A 15469-nucleotide genomic window follows, 5' to 3' on the forward strand; every position below is an offset into this window, starting at 1 on the left:
ATAGACGATGCGAATAAAACGCTGTAAAACGCTTAACACTTCGGATTTTCCGATGTATAAGCTCTGAACAAGCGATTATTCTTGATATTGATCAACGGGTAGACTTTTCTTATTCGTTTTTCAGTAAACCATAATTATAAGCAAGGACATCTTATGAGTGATGTTATTAAGAATTTTTTCAAATTAGAATCTGCCGGTGGGATTCTGTTAGTGATCGCAGCTGCGATTGCTATGATGATTGCAAACTCTTCATTAGCACCAATGTACGATACATTTTTACATTCTTATATCGGTGGAATGTCTGTATCACATTGGATTAATGACGGCCTAATGGCTGTTTTCTTCCTATTGATCGGATTAGAAGTAAAAAGAGAATTATTAGAAGGTGCGTTAAAATCAAAAGAAACTGCTATCTTCCCTGCGATTGCAGCGGTAGGTGGTATGTTAGCGCCAGCTTTAGTTTACGTTGCATTTAATATGGGCGATCCTGAAGCTCTATCTGGTTGGGCTATTCCTGCGGCAACGGATATTGCGTTTGCATTAGGCATCATGGCACTTCTTGGTAATCGAGTTCCTGTTAGCTTAAAAGTGTTCTTACTTGCTCTAGCTATTATTGATGATTTAGGCGTTGTTGTTATTATCGCTTTCTTCTATACAAGTGATCTATCTGTTCTTGCTCTTGTTATTGGTTTTGTAATGACAGGTTTATTGTTCTTACTGAATGCAAAACACGTATCCAAGATCCGTTGGTACTTACTGGTTGGCTTTATCCTATGGGTGAGCGTATTGCAATCAGGTGTTCACGCAACGTTAGCTGGTGTGGTTCTTGGTTTTGCTATCCCTCTTAAAGGCAATAAAGGTGAGCGTTCACCACTAAAACACATGGAACACGCATTACACCCTTATGTTGCGTTTGCTATCCTTCCTGTGTTCGCATTTGCTAATGCTGGTATCTCTCTAGATGGCGTGTCACTTGATAGTTTGACGACAACCTTACCTCTAGGTGTTGCTTTAGGCCTGTTCCTTGGTAAGCCTCTAGGTATCTTCAGCTTTAGTTACCTTGCGGTTAAATCAGGTGTTGCGAAACTGCCAGCTGGCGTAAATATGAAGCATATATTCGCAGTATCTGTGCTATGTGGTATCGGCTTTACTATGTCTATCTTTATTTCATCACTGGCATTTGGTGGGGTGAATCCTGAGTTTGATAAACTGGCTCGCTTAGGTATCTTGATGGGCTCTACATTGGCAGCGGTTGTAGGTTATGTGTTGTTAAGCATCTCATTACCAAAGAAAGCAGCATAAACCTGCTATCTTAGAATAAGTTTTGATAAATACCTCGCAAATAGCGGGGTATTTTTTTGGATAAAAAAAAGCCCAAACAATAAATTGAATGGGCAAAAGGAATATAAGGAATTATGAAAAAGCTATAGTTGATAAGATAAAACTTGGCGGCCTGCTAAATTTTAGAATTCATCATCAACGGGTATAAAATCAGACTAGCGATTTTTCTCTTAGTTCAATAAATATTCGATTTTTTTTAAATTATTTTTTTGGGCGCTTATCGGTAAGAAATAGTGGTCCAGATAAAGAAAAACCCGTTACCTATAATGCTAAAATTAGCGAGATAACGGGCTTCTTGAATATATCAAGAAAAAGCAGTGGAATTATGAACATAAATTCAGACTGCCGCTTTTTCCAATAGTTCAAAAAAAGTGAAGATAATTCCATTTTTTTTGTAAAAACCATTTCTACACCTCCAACCACTCACTATTTTGACAAAAATTGTCATAAATGGGATGCGAACTGGAGAAGAACCTTTTATCCTACAAGGTAATTATTAGAAGGAAAGTTGAATATGATCATCAAACCTAGAATTCGTGGATTCATTTGTACAACCACTCACCCTGTTGGTTGTGAGCAAAACGTAAAAGAGCAAATCGCATTAACTAAAGCTCAAGGCCCAATTGCTAACGCACCAAAACGTGTATTAGTTGTTGGTTCTTCAAGTGGCTACGGTCTATCTTCTCGTATTACAGCTGCTTTTGGTGGTGGTGCATCAACCATCGGTGTATTTTTTGAAAAAGCGGGTACAGAGAAGAAACCAGGCACAGCTGGTTGGTATAACTCTGCCGCTTTTGACAAACTTGCAAAAGAAGAAGGTTTATACTCTAAAAGTTTAAATGGCGATGCTTTCTCTAATGAAGCAAAACAAAAAACGATTGATCTAATTAAAGAAGATTTAGGTCAAATCGACATGGTTGTTTACTCATTAGCATCTCCTGTACGTAAAATGCCTGAAACAGGTGAAGTTATCCGTTCTTCACTGAAACCTATCGGCGAAACTTACACAGCAACAGCGGTAGATACAAACAAAGATGCAATCATTGAAGCATCAGTTGAGCCTGCAACAGAGCAAGAAATCAAAGATACAGTGACTGTAATGGGCGGCGAAGACTGGGAACTGTGGATTAACGCATTATCAGAAGCAGGTGTTCTAGCTGATGGTTGTAAAACCGTTGCATACAGCTACATCGGTACTGAGCTTACATGGCCAATCTACTGGGATGGTGCTCTAGGTCAAGCTAAGATGGATTTAGATCGTGCAGCAACGGCGCTAAACGAGAAACTATCTGCAACAGGTGGTACAGCAAACGTAGCAGTACTAAAATCTGTAGTGACACAAGCAAGTTCTGCAATTCCTGTTATGCCACTGTACATTGCAATGGTATTCAAGAAAATGCGTGAAGAAGGCGTACACGAAGGTTGCCAAGAGCAAATTCTACGTATGTTTAGCCAACGTCTATATAAAGCAGACGGCTCAGCAGCAGAAGTTGATGAGAAGAACCGTCTACGTTTAGATGACTGGGAACTTCGTGAAGATATTCAACAACACTGTCGTGATCTATGGCCTCAAGTAACCACTGAGAACCTAAAGGATCTAACTGACTATGTTGAGTACAAAGAAGAGTTCTTAAAACTATTTGGCTTTGGTGTTGATGGTGTTGATTACGACGCTGATGTTAACCCTGAAGTAAACTTTGATGTTGCTGATATCTAATACTAATCTACATAAGTATAATCAGTAAATAAAAGAGAAAAGAAAACCCCAGAGTGAATGTTCATTCTGGGGTTTTTTATTGGTTCCAATAAATGGGTTCTAATAATGAGTGTATATTATGCTAGAAGTATCATAATGGTGCCGGCAACGGTCATTAAGATATTGGCAATCGCATAAGTACCAGCGTAACCCAGTGCAGGGATGGTGCTGCGTGCGTGTTCGTTAACTACGTCCATTGCTGGACCACAAGTACGAGCACCGATAATCGCACCAATTAATAAAGCACGGTTCATATTAAGAATATAGGCACCAACAAGGTAGGCTAAAATTACTGGTATCACACTGACAATAAACGCAGCAGCAAGTACTTTTAAGCCATCTTCAGAGAAGTATTCATTAATATTGCCACCAGCACTTAAACCAATACCCACCATGAACACTAATAAACCAAGGTTTTTAGTCATATTAAGTGCCCCTTGTGGTACATAACCAAAAGTAGGGTGGTTTGCTCTTAAGAAACCTAATGTAATACCTGAAATCAATAGACCAACGGCATTACCTAAACCAAATGTAACTTGGCCAAAGCTCATTGTTATCATCCCGAACATGATGCCAAGGATAAAGAAGCTACAGAAAGCTAATAAATCGGATACTTGACTATGAATTGAGATAAATCCAATCTTGTCTGCTAGGTAATGAACTTTGCTTTTTTCACCACTCACTTGAAGAATGTCACCTTTCGCTAATACGATATCGTGTTCAATTGGCATTTCAATTTGTGCACGAACCACACGGTTAAGGAAACAGCCGTATTCAGAAAGATTTAATTCTGAAAGGCGCTTACCGGCGATATTATCGCTTTTAACTACGATCTCTTCTTCTGCAATGCGTAAATCCAATAAGTTACGGTCAAATACTTCTTTTCCGTTTCTAAAGCTTGAATCGAGACGAGCATGACTATCTGGATAACCTACAAGGGCAATTTCATCACCTTGTTGCAAAATGTAGTCACCATCGGGGTTCGCTAAAATACCGTTACGACGGATACGTTCAATGTGACAGCCCGTTTGGCGGTGAATACCTAGCTCACGTAAGTTTTTACCATCTGTCCAGTCGATTAGCTCTTGGCCAACACGATAAGCTCGAATGATTGGTAGGTATACTTTTCTCTGTCCTGCACTTCCTATTCCACGTTCTTGAGCAATTTGCATTGCACTGTCTTGTAGATTTTGTTTTTGCAATTTCGGAAGTAAACGAGCCAAAAGGATAAGGCTAGTTAAACCGATTAAATATGAGAAAGCATAACCGACACTTAAATTGTCTATTACCTTACTAAAATCGACACCTTCAGGCAGGGCTGCTAAACCAGAATTTAATGCATCTTTTGCACCCACTAATACAGGCGTTGCTGTTAATGCGCCAGCCATCATGCCTGTTGATAAACCGTAGTCTAAACCGAAGTAGTGGCCTGTTAAAAAACTGAGTGAAACAGCAGAGACTAATACAACAAGTACAAGTAGAAGGTAGTGTTTGCCATCTCGTAGGAAGATACCAAAGAAGTTTGGTCCAGCCTCGATACCAACACAAAAGATAAATAGCATAAAGCCAATATTGAGAGAGTCAGCGGTAAAAGTATAACCAAGACTTCCCATAAAGAGGGCGGTGATAAGAACACCAATAGAACTGCCTAGTTGAAAACTACCAATCCTAAGTTTAGCTATGAATAAGCCAAGAGCGAGAACAACGAATAAAAGTAAGATATCGTTTTGCGATAACAATGTCGCAACATCAATGTTCACTGTATTTTGCCTGAAATATGGAGTAAGAAAGTGTGACGTAAGTCTAACTTAAAAATGGCGAATGTATAACCATATTTAGAAATAAAATTAAAAAAAAATCACCGTTTGGGAGCGGTGATTTAATTTTATAAATTAGCTATTTGAAATTAATCAAAAAGACCTAAATTTTCTTTTGCGTACGCTTCAAATTCAGTACAGCCGCCAATGTGTTTTTCATCGATAAAGATTTGAGGAACCGTTTCTACTGGTTTACCTACTGTCTTTTCTAAGTCTGCTTTTGAGATACCTTCAGCGTGAATATCAACGTAGCGGAATTTAAAATCATCACGTTTTTCAGTTAGCGTTTCAGCGTGCTCTTTAGCTCGAACACAGAATGGACAACCAGGACGACCAAAAATAACAACAAACATAGCTTTCTCCAAAAATTATTAGCGGATATGGTTCGCAATCAATAGGTTAACTATGCCTATCAATATGAATTAAGTAAAGATGATTATACCTTTTAGATTGATAGATAAAACCTATTGGTAACGTTCATCTTTTCCATAGCGAGAATCTTTAAGTGCTTCTTTAACTCGTTTCAGGTTGTCTCTAAAACCAACACCACGGCGTAATGTGAAGCCAGTTGCTAGAACATCGATAACGGTCATTTGAACAACACGACTTGCCATTGGCATATATACGTCAGTGTCTTCTGGCACATCTAAACAAATAGCTAAAGATGCCATTTTTTCAAGAGGTGAATCCTTTGCAGTAATCGCAATAACCGTTGCGCCGTTTGATTTAGCAAGCTCTGCTATTTCAACCAAGCTTTTAGTTCGACCTGTGTGTGAGATTAACACGACTACATCATTCTCTGTGCTATTGATGCAGCTCATTCGTTGCATCACGATGTCGTCAAAACAAGCAATAGGAATGTTAAATCGGAAAAATTTGTTCATGGCATCGTGCGCTACAGAAGCTGATGCACCTAAACCAAAGAAAGAGATTTTTTTCGCTTGTGTTAGAAGGTCAACTGCACGGTTTACCTGCATTGGATCTAAGCTATTTTTAGCGACATCAAGACATGCCATTGTTGATTCGAAAATCTTATGCGTATATGCATCTGGACCATCGTTTTCTTCAACATTACGGTTTACATAAGGAGTACCATTGGCAAGGCTTTGTGCAAGATGAAGTTTAAAGTCTGGGAAGCCTTTTGTATCTAGTCGACGGCAAAAACGGTTTACCGTTGGCTCACTCACGTCAGCCATTTTAGCTAAAGTGGCAATACTTGAATGAATTGCTGTTTGAGGTGAGGCCATAATTACTTCAGCTACTTTGCGCTCTGATTTGCTGAAGTTATCTAAATTATTTTGTATTTTTTCAATGGTATTCATATGCGCTCTTCTACATTTTAATTTGATATAACCTTAACCAGAGTGATTTGAAAAGACACTTTGGTTAAGATTATCCGTTTGAATAAGTATATACGTTTGTTTACTTAGCCTCTAACAATTGGCTTCGTTGATTGTATTTTAATAACAATAATATGACAGATCTCTAAAAACACTTTCAATTTAGAAAGTGATTTTTCGGTGTAAATACGACAAAACTAAAATTTTATGGATAATTTCGTGATTAAGTTTCAGTTAGAAAGGAAATGAATTACAAAAAAGATAGGTTGCTTTACATTCATAAAACAACCTATATAGAAGAATTAACGAAGGATTTTGTCTACAATTTGGTTTAATAGAGGTAAAGATATTTCACTACTGCTTGCAATTTCTCTTTGCTCAATTAATACATTTTGCAGTATTTCTTTTGTGGTTAATGGGTTTGCCAATACCACTCTGAAAACAATAGTTGGTTGATGCTGATAAACTTCAGGCGTTAATCGAGTTCGAGAAACAAAAGATTTCCCAGTTTCACGTTGCGTTTTTTGAATGTACTTGGTGAGATTATCCAAGTGCTCATAAATCTCAATTTTTTGCTCGTCAGTCGCAACTGTCAGCGCCGCTTTCACGTGACTTGGAACATAACGATAAGTCAGCAAGCAAAGCTCAGGCTCTGTTATCAGTTCAAAATCATCTTGTTGTTGAATTAAATCAGCAAAGTAGTGTGCTTTTTCAATACTTTGGTTGATTAATAATTCATAACCAGGGCGACTGATCACATTGAAACAAGAATAAAGCAACATCGCCATACCACTTCGAGAACCTTCAAGTGTGTGACGACCTAAATCTTTAGACCCTTTACGAAGAATGTATTCAGCATGATGCTGGATAGAAGACATTAATTCAGGATCTTTAAAGATAACCATACCTGCACCCATTGGTACGTATAGTTGTTTGTGTGCATCAATCGTTACGGAATCGGCTAAATCAATACCATCTAAAAGGTGTCGGTACGTATTCGACATTAATGTTGCACCGCCCCAAGCCGCATCCACATGGAAATGACACCCTTCACGTTGAGCAACGTTTGCTAATTCACGCAGTGGGTCAATTGAACCTGTTTCTGTGGTACCTGCAACACCAACAATAGCCAGTGGCTTAATATTTTTCGCTTTTGCTTGTGCAATTTTAAGTTCTAAATCGTCAAGACAAACACGATTGTTGTTGTCGGTTTTAACGGCTATAACGCCATCTTGACCAATGCCAAGTACATCCGCTGCTTTTTTGAGTGAGTAATGGCCACGTTCTGAAACGAAAATAGCTAGCCCATTACACTTATAATGCGTAAGAGCAGCAAAAAGTCCTTGTTTGGCAATGCCTTCAAAATCACCTTCTGGTTTTAATAGGCGATTTCTTGCAACCCATAGTGCAGTAATGTTAGCGATGGTACCGCCAGAACAAAAAGCACCTAAAGAGTGATCAGCACTGTGCATCCAGTGTTGATAGAAGTTGTCTTTTTGACCAAAAATTAAACGGTGTAACATACCAAGCACTTGACGCTCTAACGGGGTAAATGCTTTTGATGTTTCAATTTTCACCAAATTTTGATTTAGGGCAATCATGATTTTAGAAAGCGGCATTAAAAAGTAAGGCAATGCCGATGTCATGTGTCCAATAAAACTAGGTGCAGAGGTATGAACGGATTGAGATACAAGGGTATCTAATAAGTGCTCAGTATGTTCTGACACATAGGTCGGAGATTCTGGCATTGATGAATCGGTAAAATCTTTTTCGATTTCAGTCAATGGCTTTTCTTCGGCAACAATATGCTCTCTTAAAAATTGATTTAAGTTCTGTGAAAGTTCTTTTTCAATTATTCCAAGAGTCGAATCGGGAGCTTCCGGAACAGTAAAAATTCGCAGCAGGCTTTCAAAGCTCGCATCTGCTGTTTTGTTGTCTGTTACCATGGTATCTGTTCTATTTGTTGATGATTGAAAAGTAAAGAGGGTGGTTCTTTACAGGCTCTGAGGGCACAATTTAGAACAAAATGACGAAAATGTCTTGTGTAAAATGTGCCTCATCGAGTCTTGAAGGGTGGATTTATCACCAAAAATGAATGAGTGGTGATAAATTAATCAATATTATTGACATTTAATCATGCTGATATCGGTCATTTTTTGATTGTAAGCTTTTAGTGGTGCATCAATCGTTTTTGGATGACTTAGGATATCTGCAAAGGCAGAGCGTAATTCATAATTTTGTTTATGTGGCTGAGATTGACGATCATCGAAGGTTGCTTTAGCTATTTTACCTAAATCATCATCATGGCTTGCTAATTCTTTCACTTCTTTTTGAGTAAGCTGTAACCATGATTCTATTGATTGATTGGTTTTAACTTTTTCTGGTGCGTTTTCAAGATAGTAATCCACTGCAGCACGGTTCAGTTCAAAGTGATGTTTGCGCCCTTCAAGAAACCAATCACCAACACTTTGTAGGTTTGGATCTTTTTTCACGGTAATGGCTATGAGTTCTTGATACCAAGTTAAAGATGCATCTATATATTGACTGTATTTGTCGCTTAAACATTGAGTATCTGCAGCTTGAGCTGACGTCGTAAGCAATGCAAAAGGTAAGATTAGAGCGGCAAGTTTCATTTTAAATCCTTATAAATGAATCGTAATTATCAATTTGTGATTGTAAATAGAGTGTAACTAAATGCAATTGAAACGATTCACAGTGTGATGCTTCCCACTTAATCTGGTACGAATAATGTTTTTCTGCTTCGAACACTTAAAGAGAAACGAAGAATAGCATCAAAAAAGGAACCGATAGACTCAGTATAAAACCACTCACAATAGCAATAGGAACACAGCGAATCCCGCCACAATTTTGAATAACAGGAAGTGTGAAATCCATTGCTGTTGCTCCAGCATAACCAATAGAGGTGACTGGGTAACGATGAATTAAAGTTGGGATTAAAAGTAGAGCAACTAACTCTCGGAAAAGTTCGTTCAAGAATGCCGCGCCGCCATAAACAGGGCCTAATGCATCACCCATCAAAATACCTGCAAGTGAATACCATCCAAAACCAGAAGCCATCGCCAAGCCATGTGGTAATGGGATATCAAGGATAAGAGCACCAATGATGCCTCCGACAAAAGAGGTAGACATAATAACTGCGGCGATAATAATACCGTGTTTATTTAATAGGATTTGGCGAAGTGTAAGGCCACTGTTACGTAATTGAATACCGATTAAAAATAAAAGTAGCAGCAGAATTATCTCACTGGCTTGTTCTACCCAGCTTAAATCGATACCAGAAAGTAAGCCAAATACTAAACCTCCTGCAACCGCTAAGAGCAGCTTTGCTGATTCTAGGATCATTTTAAATAGTGGAAGTGAGTTTTTATTCCCTTCTGAATTTAGCGGGAATAGCTTATCCATGATAGGAAGAATAGCTAAGTTACATACGCTAATTGCGACAAAGAAAGTAACCGTAATCGTTAAGATCTGATTGAGGTTTTGAGCAAGATTATCCAGAGCCGCAAGACTTAAGCCCATAAGAGCTAGGATAACCGTAACTAGGTGACTTGTTGCGGCATTTATATGTTGAAGTGGCTTCTTCGTATGAAGAGGGATTAAATAGCCTAAAAGCAATGGTAAAAAAACAAATAACATTCCAGAAAACATAATAATAAACCCAACTTTTGAAGAAGCCCCGAGAATATCAAGGCTTTTCAAATTCGGCAATATAATGTTAATTGATTTGTTGTAATTTAATTACAATCCGCTGCTTCGAAGTGTTTCTCTGATGCGATCGTTGAATTGAGTATTAGTAAGGTTACTCAGTGTGTAAAGGGCTTCAGCACCTTCTAATGTTATCTCAACTTCATGGTCATCAATATCTTCATCATCATTTCTGAACATTAACAAATGATTAGCAATACGAGCGATGTTTAAGTAACTCACTGGTAAGTTACTTTCTGAAATTTGTTTATTTGTTGCTATTGAAAGGAAATCGCTATCAAACTGCCAATGATTCAATACATGGTAGCTGATTGGATTACATTCTTTTTCAAAAATATAAAGTGCGACATCAAGGTCTAGGTAATTCCCTTCTTCAAGGTAGTTGTAGTATTTATTGACTAAGCAAAATAGACCGATGTCTGCTAAAAGACCACTTAATAACGCCTTTTCTGGTTCAAGATAATCATGTGAACCGTCTGTGCTTTCTTTCAATATCTCTTCACATACCATTGTCATGACGGCAGCGAACTCGCGAGACTTAGCCGCACTTTTACGTAATAACGAATTACACTCGCTATTTAAATCACTTGAATATTTTAACTGCTCAATAGCTTGAGCGGTAACAATGTCACGGACACGGAAGATACCAAGGCGAGAAACAGCAGTTAACACGTCTGTACAGGTGATATTACGACGGTTAAATACGACAGAATTCGCCATTCTAATAACAATAGCGGTCAGGCTTGGGTCTTCTAAAAGCGTATCAGATACATCTTTAATCATTGTGCCTTCAAGAGTACACAATTTCTGAATTTTAAGTACAACATCAGGGATCGGTGGAAGCTGAATTTTCCCCGATGTGATATTGGATGTAACTTGTTGGCTAAACTCAGTTCTCAATGCGTTAAGAGCTTTCTCTTTATCGTGCTCTAGCCAAAAAAATGATAAATGATTCATTTTAATTCATATATTTAAGTAATGGTTAAATCATACATTATTTTTATACGTACTAAAAAAAAACTTGAAGAATTGAGCACGTCCTCAAACTAAATAGTTGGCTTCAAACGTCAAAGTTAATACGTCTTATTAAATAAGTGATGATTTATTGACGTCATAAATGAATCTTGTGAGATTCATCAATGTAATGGTGTGATGTATTATGTCATTATAATGTGATACGAGCCTGAAGAACTACTTGTTTCGTTACATGAATTAATTAAGAAGAATGTGATCGAAATAAAGAAATATACTGCTATTTCAGGTATTAATATAAAAATAATAGAAACTTATTCATTGTACGTTTATTATTCAATTGCTTGATGTCAATTTTATGACAGGGACGGGGGATGTTAATTTAAAGATCAAGGAGATCGAGATGAGTCATCTAGAAGAGCGCTTTTTTAACTTTGTAAAAAAACTGGGAAGATTCAATAAACGTTCAATGTTTGGTGGTGTTGGTTTGTTTACCGAAGACGCCATGTTCTCGCTAGTTACTGATGGACGACTATATGTACGCGGTGGTGGTGAGGTTGATGCTCGGTTTGAAGAGTTAGGTTGTGAGCGTTTCAAGCATGTTAAGAAGACGACAATTGCGACTGTAAATTATTTTGATGTTACTGAGTTATTTGAAAAGAAACCAGCTTCTCTTCTTTCTATTGTTCAAGAAGCTATGGAAAACTCTCGTTTAGAAAGAGAGTTTAAAAAATCAAAAGAAAACCGCCGTTTACGTGACTTACCGAATATGCAACTGACATTAGAAAGAATGGTCAAAAAAGCAGGAGTACCTGATGTTGATTCATTTCTGGAAATTGGTGCTGTTGATGTATTTAAAAAAGTGAATCACACCTATGGTGGTGATGTTGATGTTAAGTTACTTTGGAAATTTGCAGGTGCAGAATCAGGAGTTCATTGGACGTTATTACAAGAGCCTGCAAAGCAAGCATTATTACAACAAGTTTGATTTGTTTATTTCATAAAAAAACCTCGTTATACCGAAACAAATAAAGTTAAGGGATAACGAGGTTTTTTTGTATTTAAATATCTAATTAAATTAGTATTTAAAACGAGCTGTTAGCAGAAGTTGATCACCGTAGATACCATTGAAGCGACCTTCAGCACCAATAGAGAATAGCTCTGTTGAGTGGAAGCGACCGTATACTGAGAATAGAGTATCGTCGTTATCATCGATAGATAGGTAACCTACTTTACCACCAACTTCAAGTTGTGGACCTAACCATTGACGTACGCCAAGGTTCAGTTCCATACCTGTGTCATTGTGGTATTTATGGTTGTCATCAACAACACGTAATAACATTTCACCTGTGATGTCAGCCCAGTTGTTTACTGGAGCGTGGAAACCAAGACCAGCTGCTAGGTCGTAATCGCCATCTAGCTCTGAATCAATGCTTGCGATAGCGTGAGCATTTGGGTGAATTGATTTGCTGAAACCAGCACCGAATGTTGAAGGGCTAAAGCCAATGCGAGCTTCAACGTAATCGTAGCTGAAGTTGCTCATGATGGCATTGTTTGCGTCATCTGCAGCCATTGAAGTTGCAGAAATAAACATTAGGCTTGATGCTAAAAGTGTTTTACGGATCATGATATTTGAAACCTATCAAATTGAGTGCTGTAAACAAAAAATATGGCCTAGATACTAACAGAAATCGGTATTTTTGCTAGAAAGCAATATATAAATTTGAAGTAACAACAAATCGTCAAAAAATGAACATGTATATATATTTAATAAAATAAAGCAAAAATTAAGCCAAGCATAGTAAGTTTTGTTATATATGACGCAGTTATCTAATAAATAGAGTTGTATTGAACTTGTTGTGTTAGGTAAACTGATTGAAATTGATAACGTTGGATACCAATATGAATGAGTTAAAAAAATATGCAGCAATAGGTGGAGCTGTTGCTCTTGTTGCTTGCTGGCCATTTGCGACAGGGAAGATTGGTGAAGCCATTTTTAAAGATGGAATCGCTTCTTATGATAATTCAGTGATTGCTATTGAAAATCTTTCTTATGATCGCGGTTATTTAAGTTCGACGGCTCAAAGTCGAATTCATGTTGTTGATCCGGGTTTAAGTGCTGAACTAGAACATGCTGGGTATCCGACTGACATTATTGTGAATCATGAAATATCTCATGGTTTGTTATCGATCTCCTCGGTATCAACATTTGAAACTGAAGCGAATAAGTCTGATTTCATTAAAGGACTTAAGTTAACTACTGAGAGTCAATTAACTGGTACAACAGAGTTACTTCTTTCAAGCCAAGACGCTAATTTTGTTAATGATGATTTACGTGCGCAGGGTGTTGAAAAATTATTTGTTGCCGCAAGTCAAGTATCTGCGACGGTACAAAAAGATGGTCAATTCACTTTAGCTTATGATCTGCCTAAGACTGAATTACGTCTAGATAATCAATCTGAGTTTGTTGTTGATAACGTAAAAGGTCAAAGTGTTGGTCATTATGTGGGTGATATCTTCATTGGTGAAGCAAACATCAATATGGATAAATTGGTTTTAAATGACGTAGAAGGTCAAAATCACAATGAAGTGAAAGGCTTTAACTACACGAGCATTAACCAAATCAAAGAAGTAAAAGATAAGCCAGAAGACAATGCACTAAGCTCTAGCAATAAGCTAACGATAAATGAAATCGTTACAGACAGTGGTACTTTGGAAAATGGTGTTTTTGACTTAAGTTTTGAAGAGCTGAACTATGATGCATTAATTAAGCTAGTCCCTCTATTACAAGATCAAGAAATCACGCCAGAAAAAGTACAACAACTGATGCTGTCTTTTGATTTACTTGCTGCTAAGGGTTTTAAAGTAAACTTAAATGAATTTAGTGCTGATGTACTAGGCAGTAAAGTGAATAGCCAAATTCTACTTACTTTACCGGCAGGGACTGCGCGAGCTTCTCAAAATGCGGATAAATTAGTTCAAACATTACAAGGCAGTTCTGAGCTAGTTATTGCGAAAAAATTGGTAGATGAGACACCAGAACTTCGTATGCAAATGGATGAATTACTTGTTAATGAATTTGCAACGGAAGAGGGCGATAATTATCGTTTATCTGCGAAGATTGCTAATGGTCAAATTGAGTTACCAAATGGTCAAAAAATGCCTCTATTTATGCTATTAGGCTTTTTAACTTATCTTCGTTAATTCATTTATATTTATACAAATAGCTCACTTTGGTGGGCTATTTTTTTAATTGATATTTTTAACTTGAATCTGTCATCGTTATGGATTTAGTGAAATAGATCACTTTCTGATTCCTTTATGAGATGAAAGGTGTTATTAATTTCGTAATCATTTTTTGTCAGTTAGTGTTGTAAACATCAACAGGAGTTTTAAGAAACATGGAAAAAGTATTTAACTTTTGTGCTGGACCAGCAATGTTACCAGTAGACGTTCTCGCCCAAGCTCAAAAGGAATTGGTAAATTGGAATGGCTTAGGCACATCTGTGATGGAAATAAGTCACCGCAGTAAAGAGTTTATTAAAGTCGCTGAAGAATCAGAGCAAGACTTACGTGATCTATTAGCGATTCCAGACAACTATAAAGTGTTATTTTGCCAAGGTGGTGCCAGAGCTCAGTTTGCTGCGGTACCTTTGAATTTATTGGGTGGTAATACTAAAGCTGATTATGTTGACGCTGGTTATTGGGCTCAAAGTGCGGTTGAAGAAGCGCAAAAATATTGCACACCAAATGTGATTAATACCATTATTGATGTTGATGGTAAGAAAGCGGTTCAATCGGCTTCTGAATGGACATTAAGCGATGATGCGGCGTATGTGCATTTTTGTCCAAATGAAACCATTGATGGTATTGAGATTAATGATCTGCCAGTAACCGATAAGCCAATTGTTGCTGATATGTCATCGACCATTTTATCGCGTAAGATTGATGTGTCGAAATACGGTGTTATTTATGCTGGGGCACAGAAGAATATTGGTCCTGCGGGCTTAACGATTGTTATTGTTCGTGATGATCTATTGGATTTAGCCGCTCAAGCTTTGCCGAGTGTATTAAACTACGGTGTATTAGCGGATAAAGAATCTATGTTTAATACGCCTCCAACTTACGCTTGGTACCTTGCGGGATTAGTTTTCAAATGGTTGAAATCTAATGGTGGTATTGATGCAATGGAAACACATAACCGTAAGAAAGCAGCGGTTCTGTACGATTACATTGATCACTCGGATTTTTACCGTAACGATGTGCATTCTGATAATCGCTCATTAATGAACGTACCATTTCAACTGGCAAACCCAGAGTTGGATACGAAGTTTCTTGAATTAGCTGATGAAGCGGGTTTAAAAGCATTGAAAGGACATAGAGTTGTCGGTGGTATGCGTGCTTCAATTTATAATGCAATGCCATTAGAAGGTGTTGAAGCGCTTGTGCAATTTATGAAAGAGTTTGAAGAGAAGTACGTTTAGGTATTACTTTTATTCACTGATACAAAAAAGCCG

At 37.6% G+C, this 15469-nt stretch carries 13 protein-coding genes; 5 read left to right on the plus strand and 8 right to left on the minus strand.

All coding sequences use genetic code 11. From position 1 onward, the window contains the following. The first annotated feature begins 153 nt into the window (after positions 1-153). Together nhaA and fabV are read left to right on the plus strand one after the other, a co-directional pair. Positions 154-1302, plus strand: a complete 1149-nt coding sequence (gene nhaA, locus AVFI_RS04615; protein ID WP_017018416.1) for a Na+/H+ antiporter NhaA — start codon at positions 154-156, stop codon at positions 1300-1302. Between the two features lie 553 nt (positions 1303-1855). Continuing rightward, positions 1856-3058, plus strand: a complete 1203-nt coding sequence (gene fabV, locus AVFI_RS04620; RefSeq protein WP_005418452.1) for an enoyl-ACP reductase FabV — start codon at positions 1856-1858, stop codon at positions 3056-3058. Positions 3059-3174: 116 nt separating this feature from the next. On the opposite strand, the gene AVFI_RS04625 is transcribed toward fabV, so the two are convergent. From AVFI_RS04625 to AVFI_RS04655, 7 genes are all read right to left on the minus strand, one after another. Next, positions 3175-4857 (minus strand): aspartate:alanine antiporter, encoded by a 1683-nt coding sequence (locus tag AVFI_RS04625; RefSeq protein ID WP_005418453.1) that lies wholly within the window; start codon positions 4855-4857, stop codon positions 3175-3177. Positions 4858-5003: 146 nt separating this feature from the next. Beyond that, a complete protein-coding gene (locus tag AVFI_RS04630) occupies positions 5004-5267 on the minus strand; it encodes a GrxA family glutaredoxin (RefSeq protein WP_005418461.1) in 264 nt (87 codons plus the stop codon). Positions 5268-5378: 111 nt separating this feature from the next. Further along, on the minus strand, positions 5379-6236 hold the full coding sequence (locus AVFI_RS04635) for a MurR/RpiR family transcriptional regulator (protein ID WP_011261554.1): 858 nt from the start codon (positions 6234-6236) through the stop codon (positions 5379-5381). Between the two features lie 320 nt (positions 6237-6556). After that, the gene (gene panP / locus AVFI_RS04640; protein WP_017018415.1) at positions 6557-8200 is read right to left on the minus strand and encodes a pyridoxal-dependent aspartate 1-decarboxylase PanP; all 1644 of its coding nucleotides are present in this window, start codon (positions 8198-8200) and stop codon (positions 6557-6559) included. Positions 8201-8374: 174 nt separating this feature from the next. Beyond that, positions 8375-8887, minus strand: a complete 513-nt coding sequence (locus AVFI_RS04645; RefSeq protein ID WP_017018414.1) for a hypothetical protein — start codon at positions 8885-8887, stop codon at positions 8375-8377. A 136-nt stretch (positions 8888-9023) separates the two neighbouring features. Then, positions 9024-9923, minus strand: a complete 900-nt coding sequence (locus tag AVFI_RS04650; protein WP_017018413.1) for a lysine exporter LysO family protein — start codon at positions 9921-9923, stop codon at positions 9024-9026. Positions 9924-10013: 90 nt separating this feature from the next. Further along, a complete protein-coding gene (locus tag AVFI_RS04655; protein ID WP_054775307.1) occupies positions 10014-10937 on the minus strand; it encodes an HDOD domain-containing protein in 924 nt (307 codons plus the stop codon). A 373-nt stretch (positions 10938-11310) separates the two neighbouring features. Here AVFI_RS04655 and tfoX point away from each other — a divergent pair, with 373 nt between their 5' ends. Next, positions 11311-11940, plus strand: coding sequence for a DNA transformation protein TfoX (gene tfoX, locus AVFI_RS04660; RefSeq protein ID WP_081300364.1), 630 nt, complete (start codon positions 11311-11313; stop codon positions 11938-11940). A gap of 90 nt (positions 11941-12030) precedes the next feature. Here the strand turns inward: tfoX and AVFI_RS04665 are convergent, their stop codons facing one another. Further along, the gene (locus tag AVFI_RS04665) at positions 12031-12579 is read right to left on the minus strand and encodes a hypothetical protein (RefSeq protein ID WP_005418478.1); all 549 of its coding nucleotides are present in this window, start codon (positions 12577-12579) and stop codon (positions 12031-12033) included. A gap of 275 nt (positions 12580-12854) precedes the next feature. Between AVFI_RS04665 and AVFI_RS04670 the strand changes: the two genes are divergently transcribed. Both AVFI_RS04670 and serC read left to right on the plus strand, forming a co-directional pair. Continuing rightward, a complete protein-coding gene (locus AVFI_RS04670) occupies positions 12855-14156 on the plus strand; it encodes a DUF945 family protein (RefSeq protein WP_017018409.1) in 1302 nt (433 codons plus the stop codon). Between the two features lie 197 nt (positions 14157-14353). Continuing rightward, complete coding sequence (serC, locus tag AVFI_RS04675) at positions 14354-15436, plus strand: 3-phosphoserine/phosphohydroxythreonine transaminase (protein ID WP_054775308.1); 1083 nt, start codon at positions 14354-14356, stop codon at positions 15434-15436. Positions 15437-15469: the final 33 nt, after the last annotated feature.

Origin of the sequence: Aliivibrio fischeri ATCC 7744 = JCM 18803 = DSM 507, from assembly GCF_023983475.1 — a bacterium.
In the GTDB taxonomy this organism is placed as follows: Bacteria; Pseudomonadota; Gammaproteobacteria; order Enterobacterales; family Vibrionaceae; genus Aliivibrio; species Aliivibrio fischeri.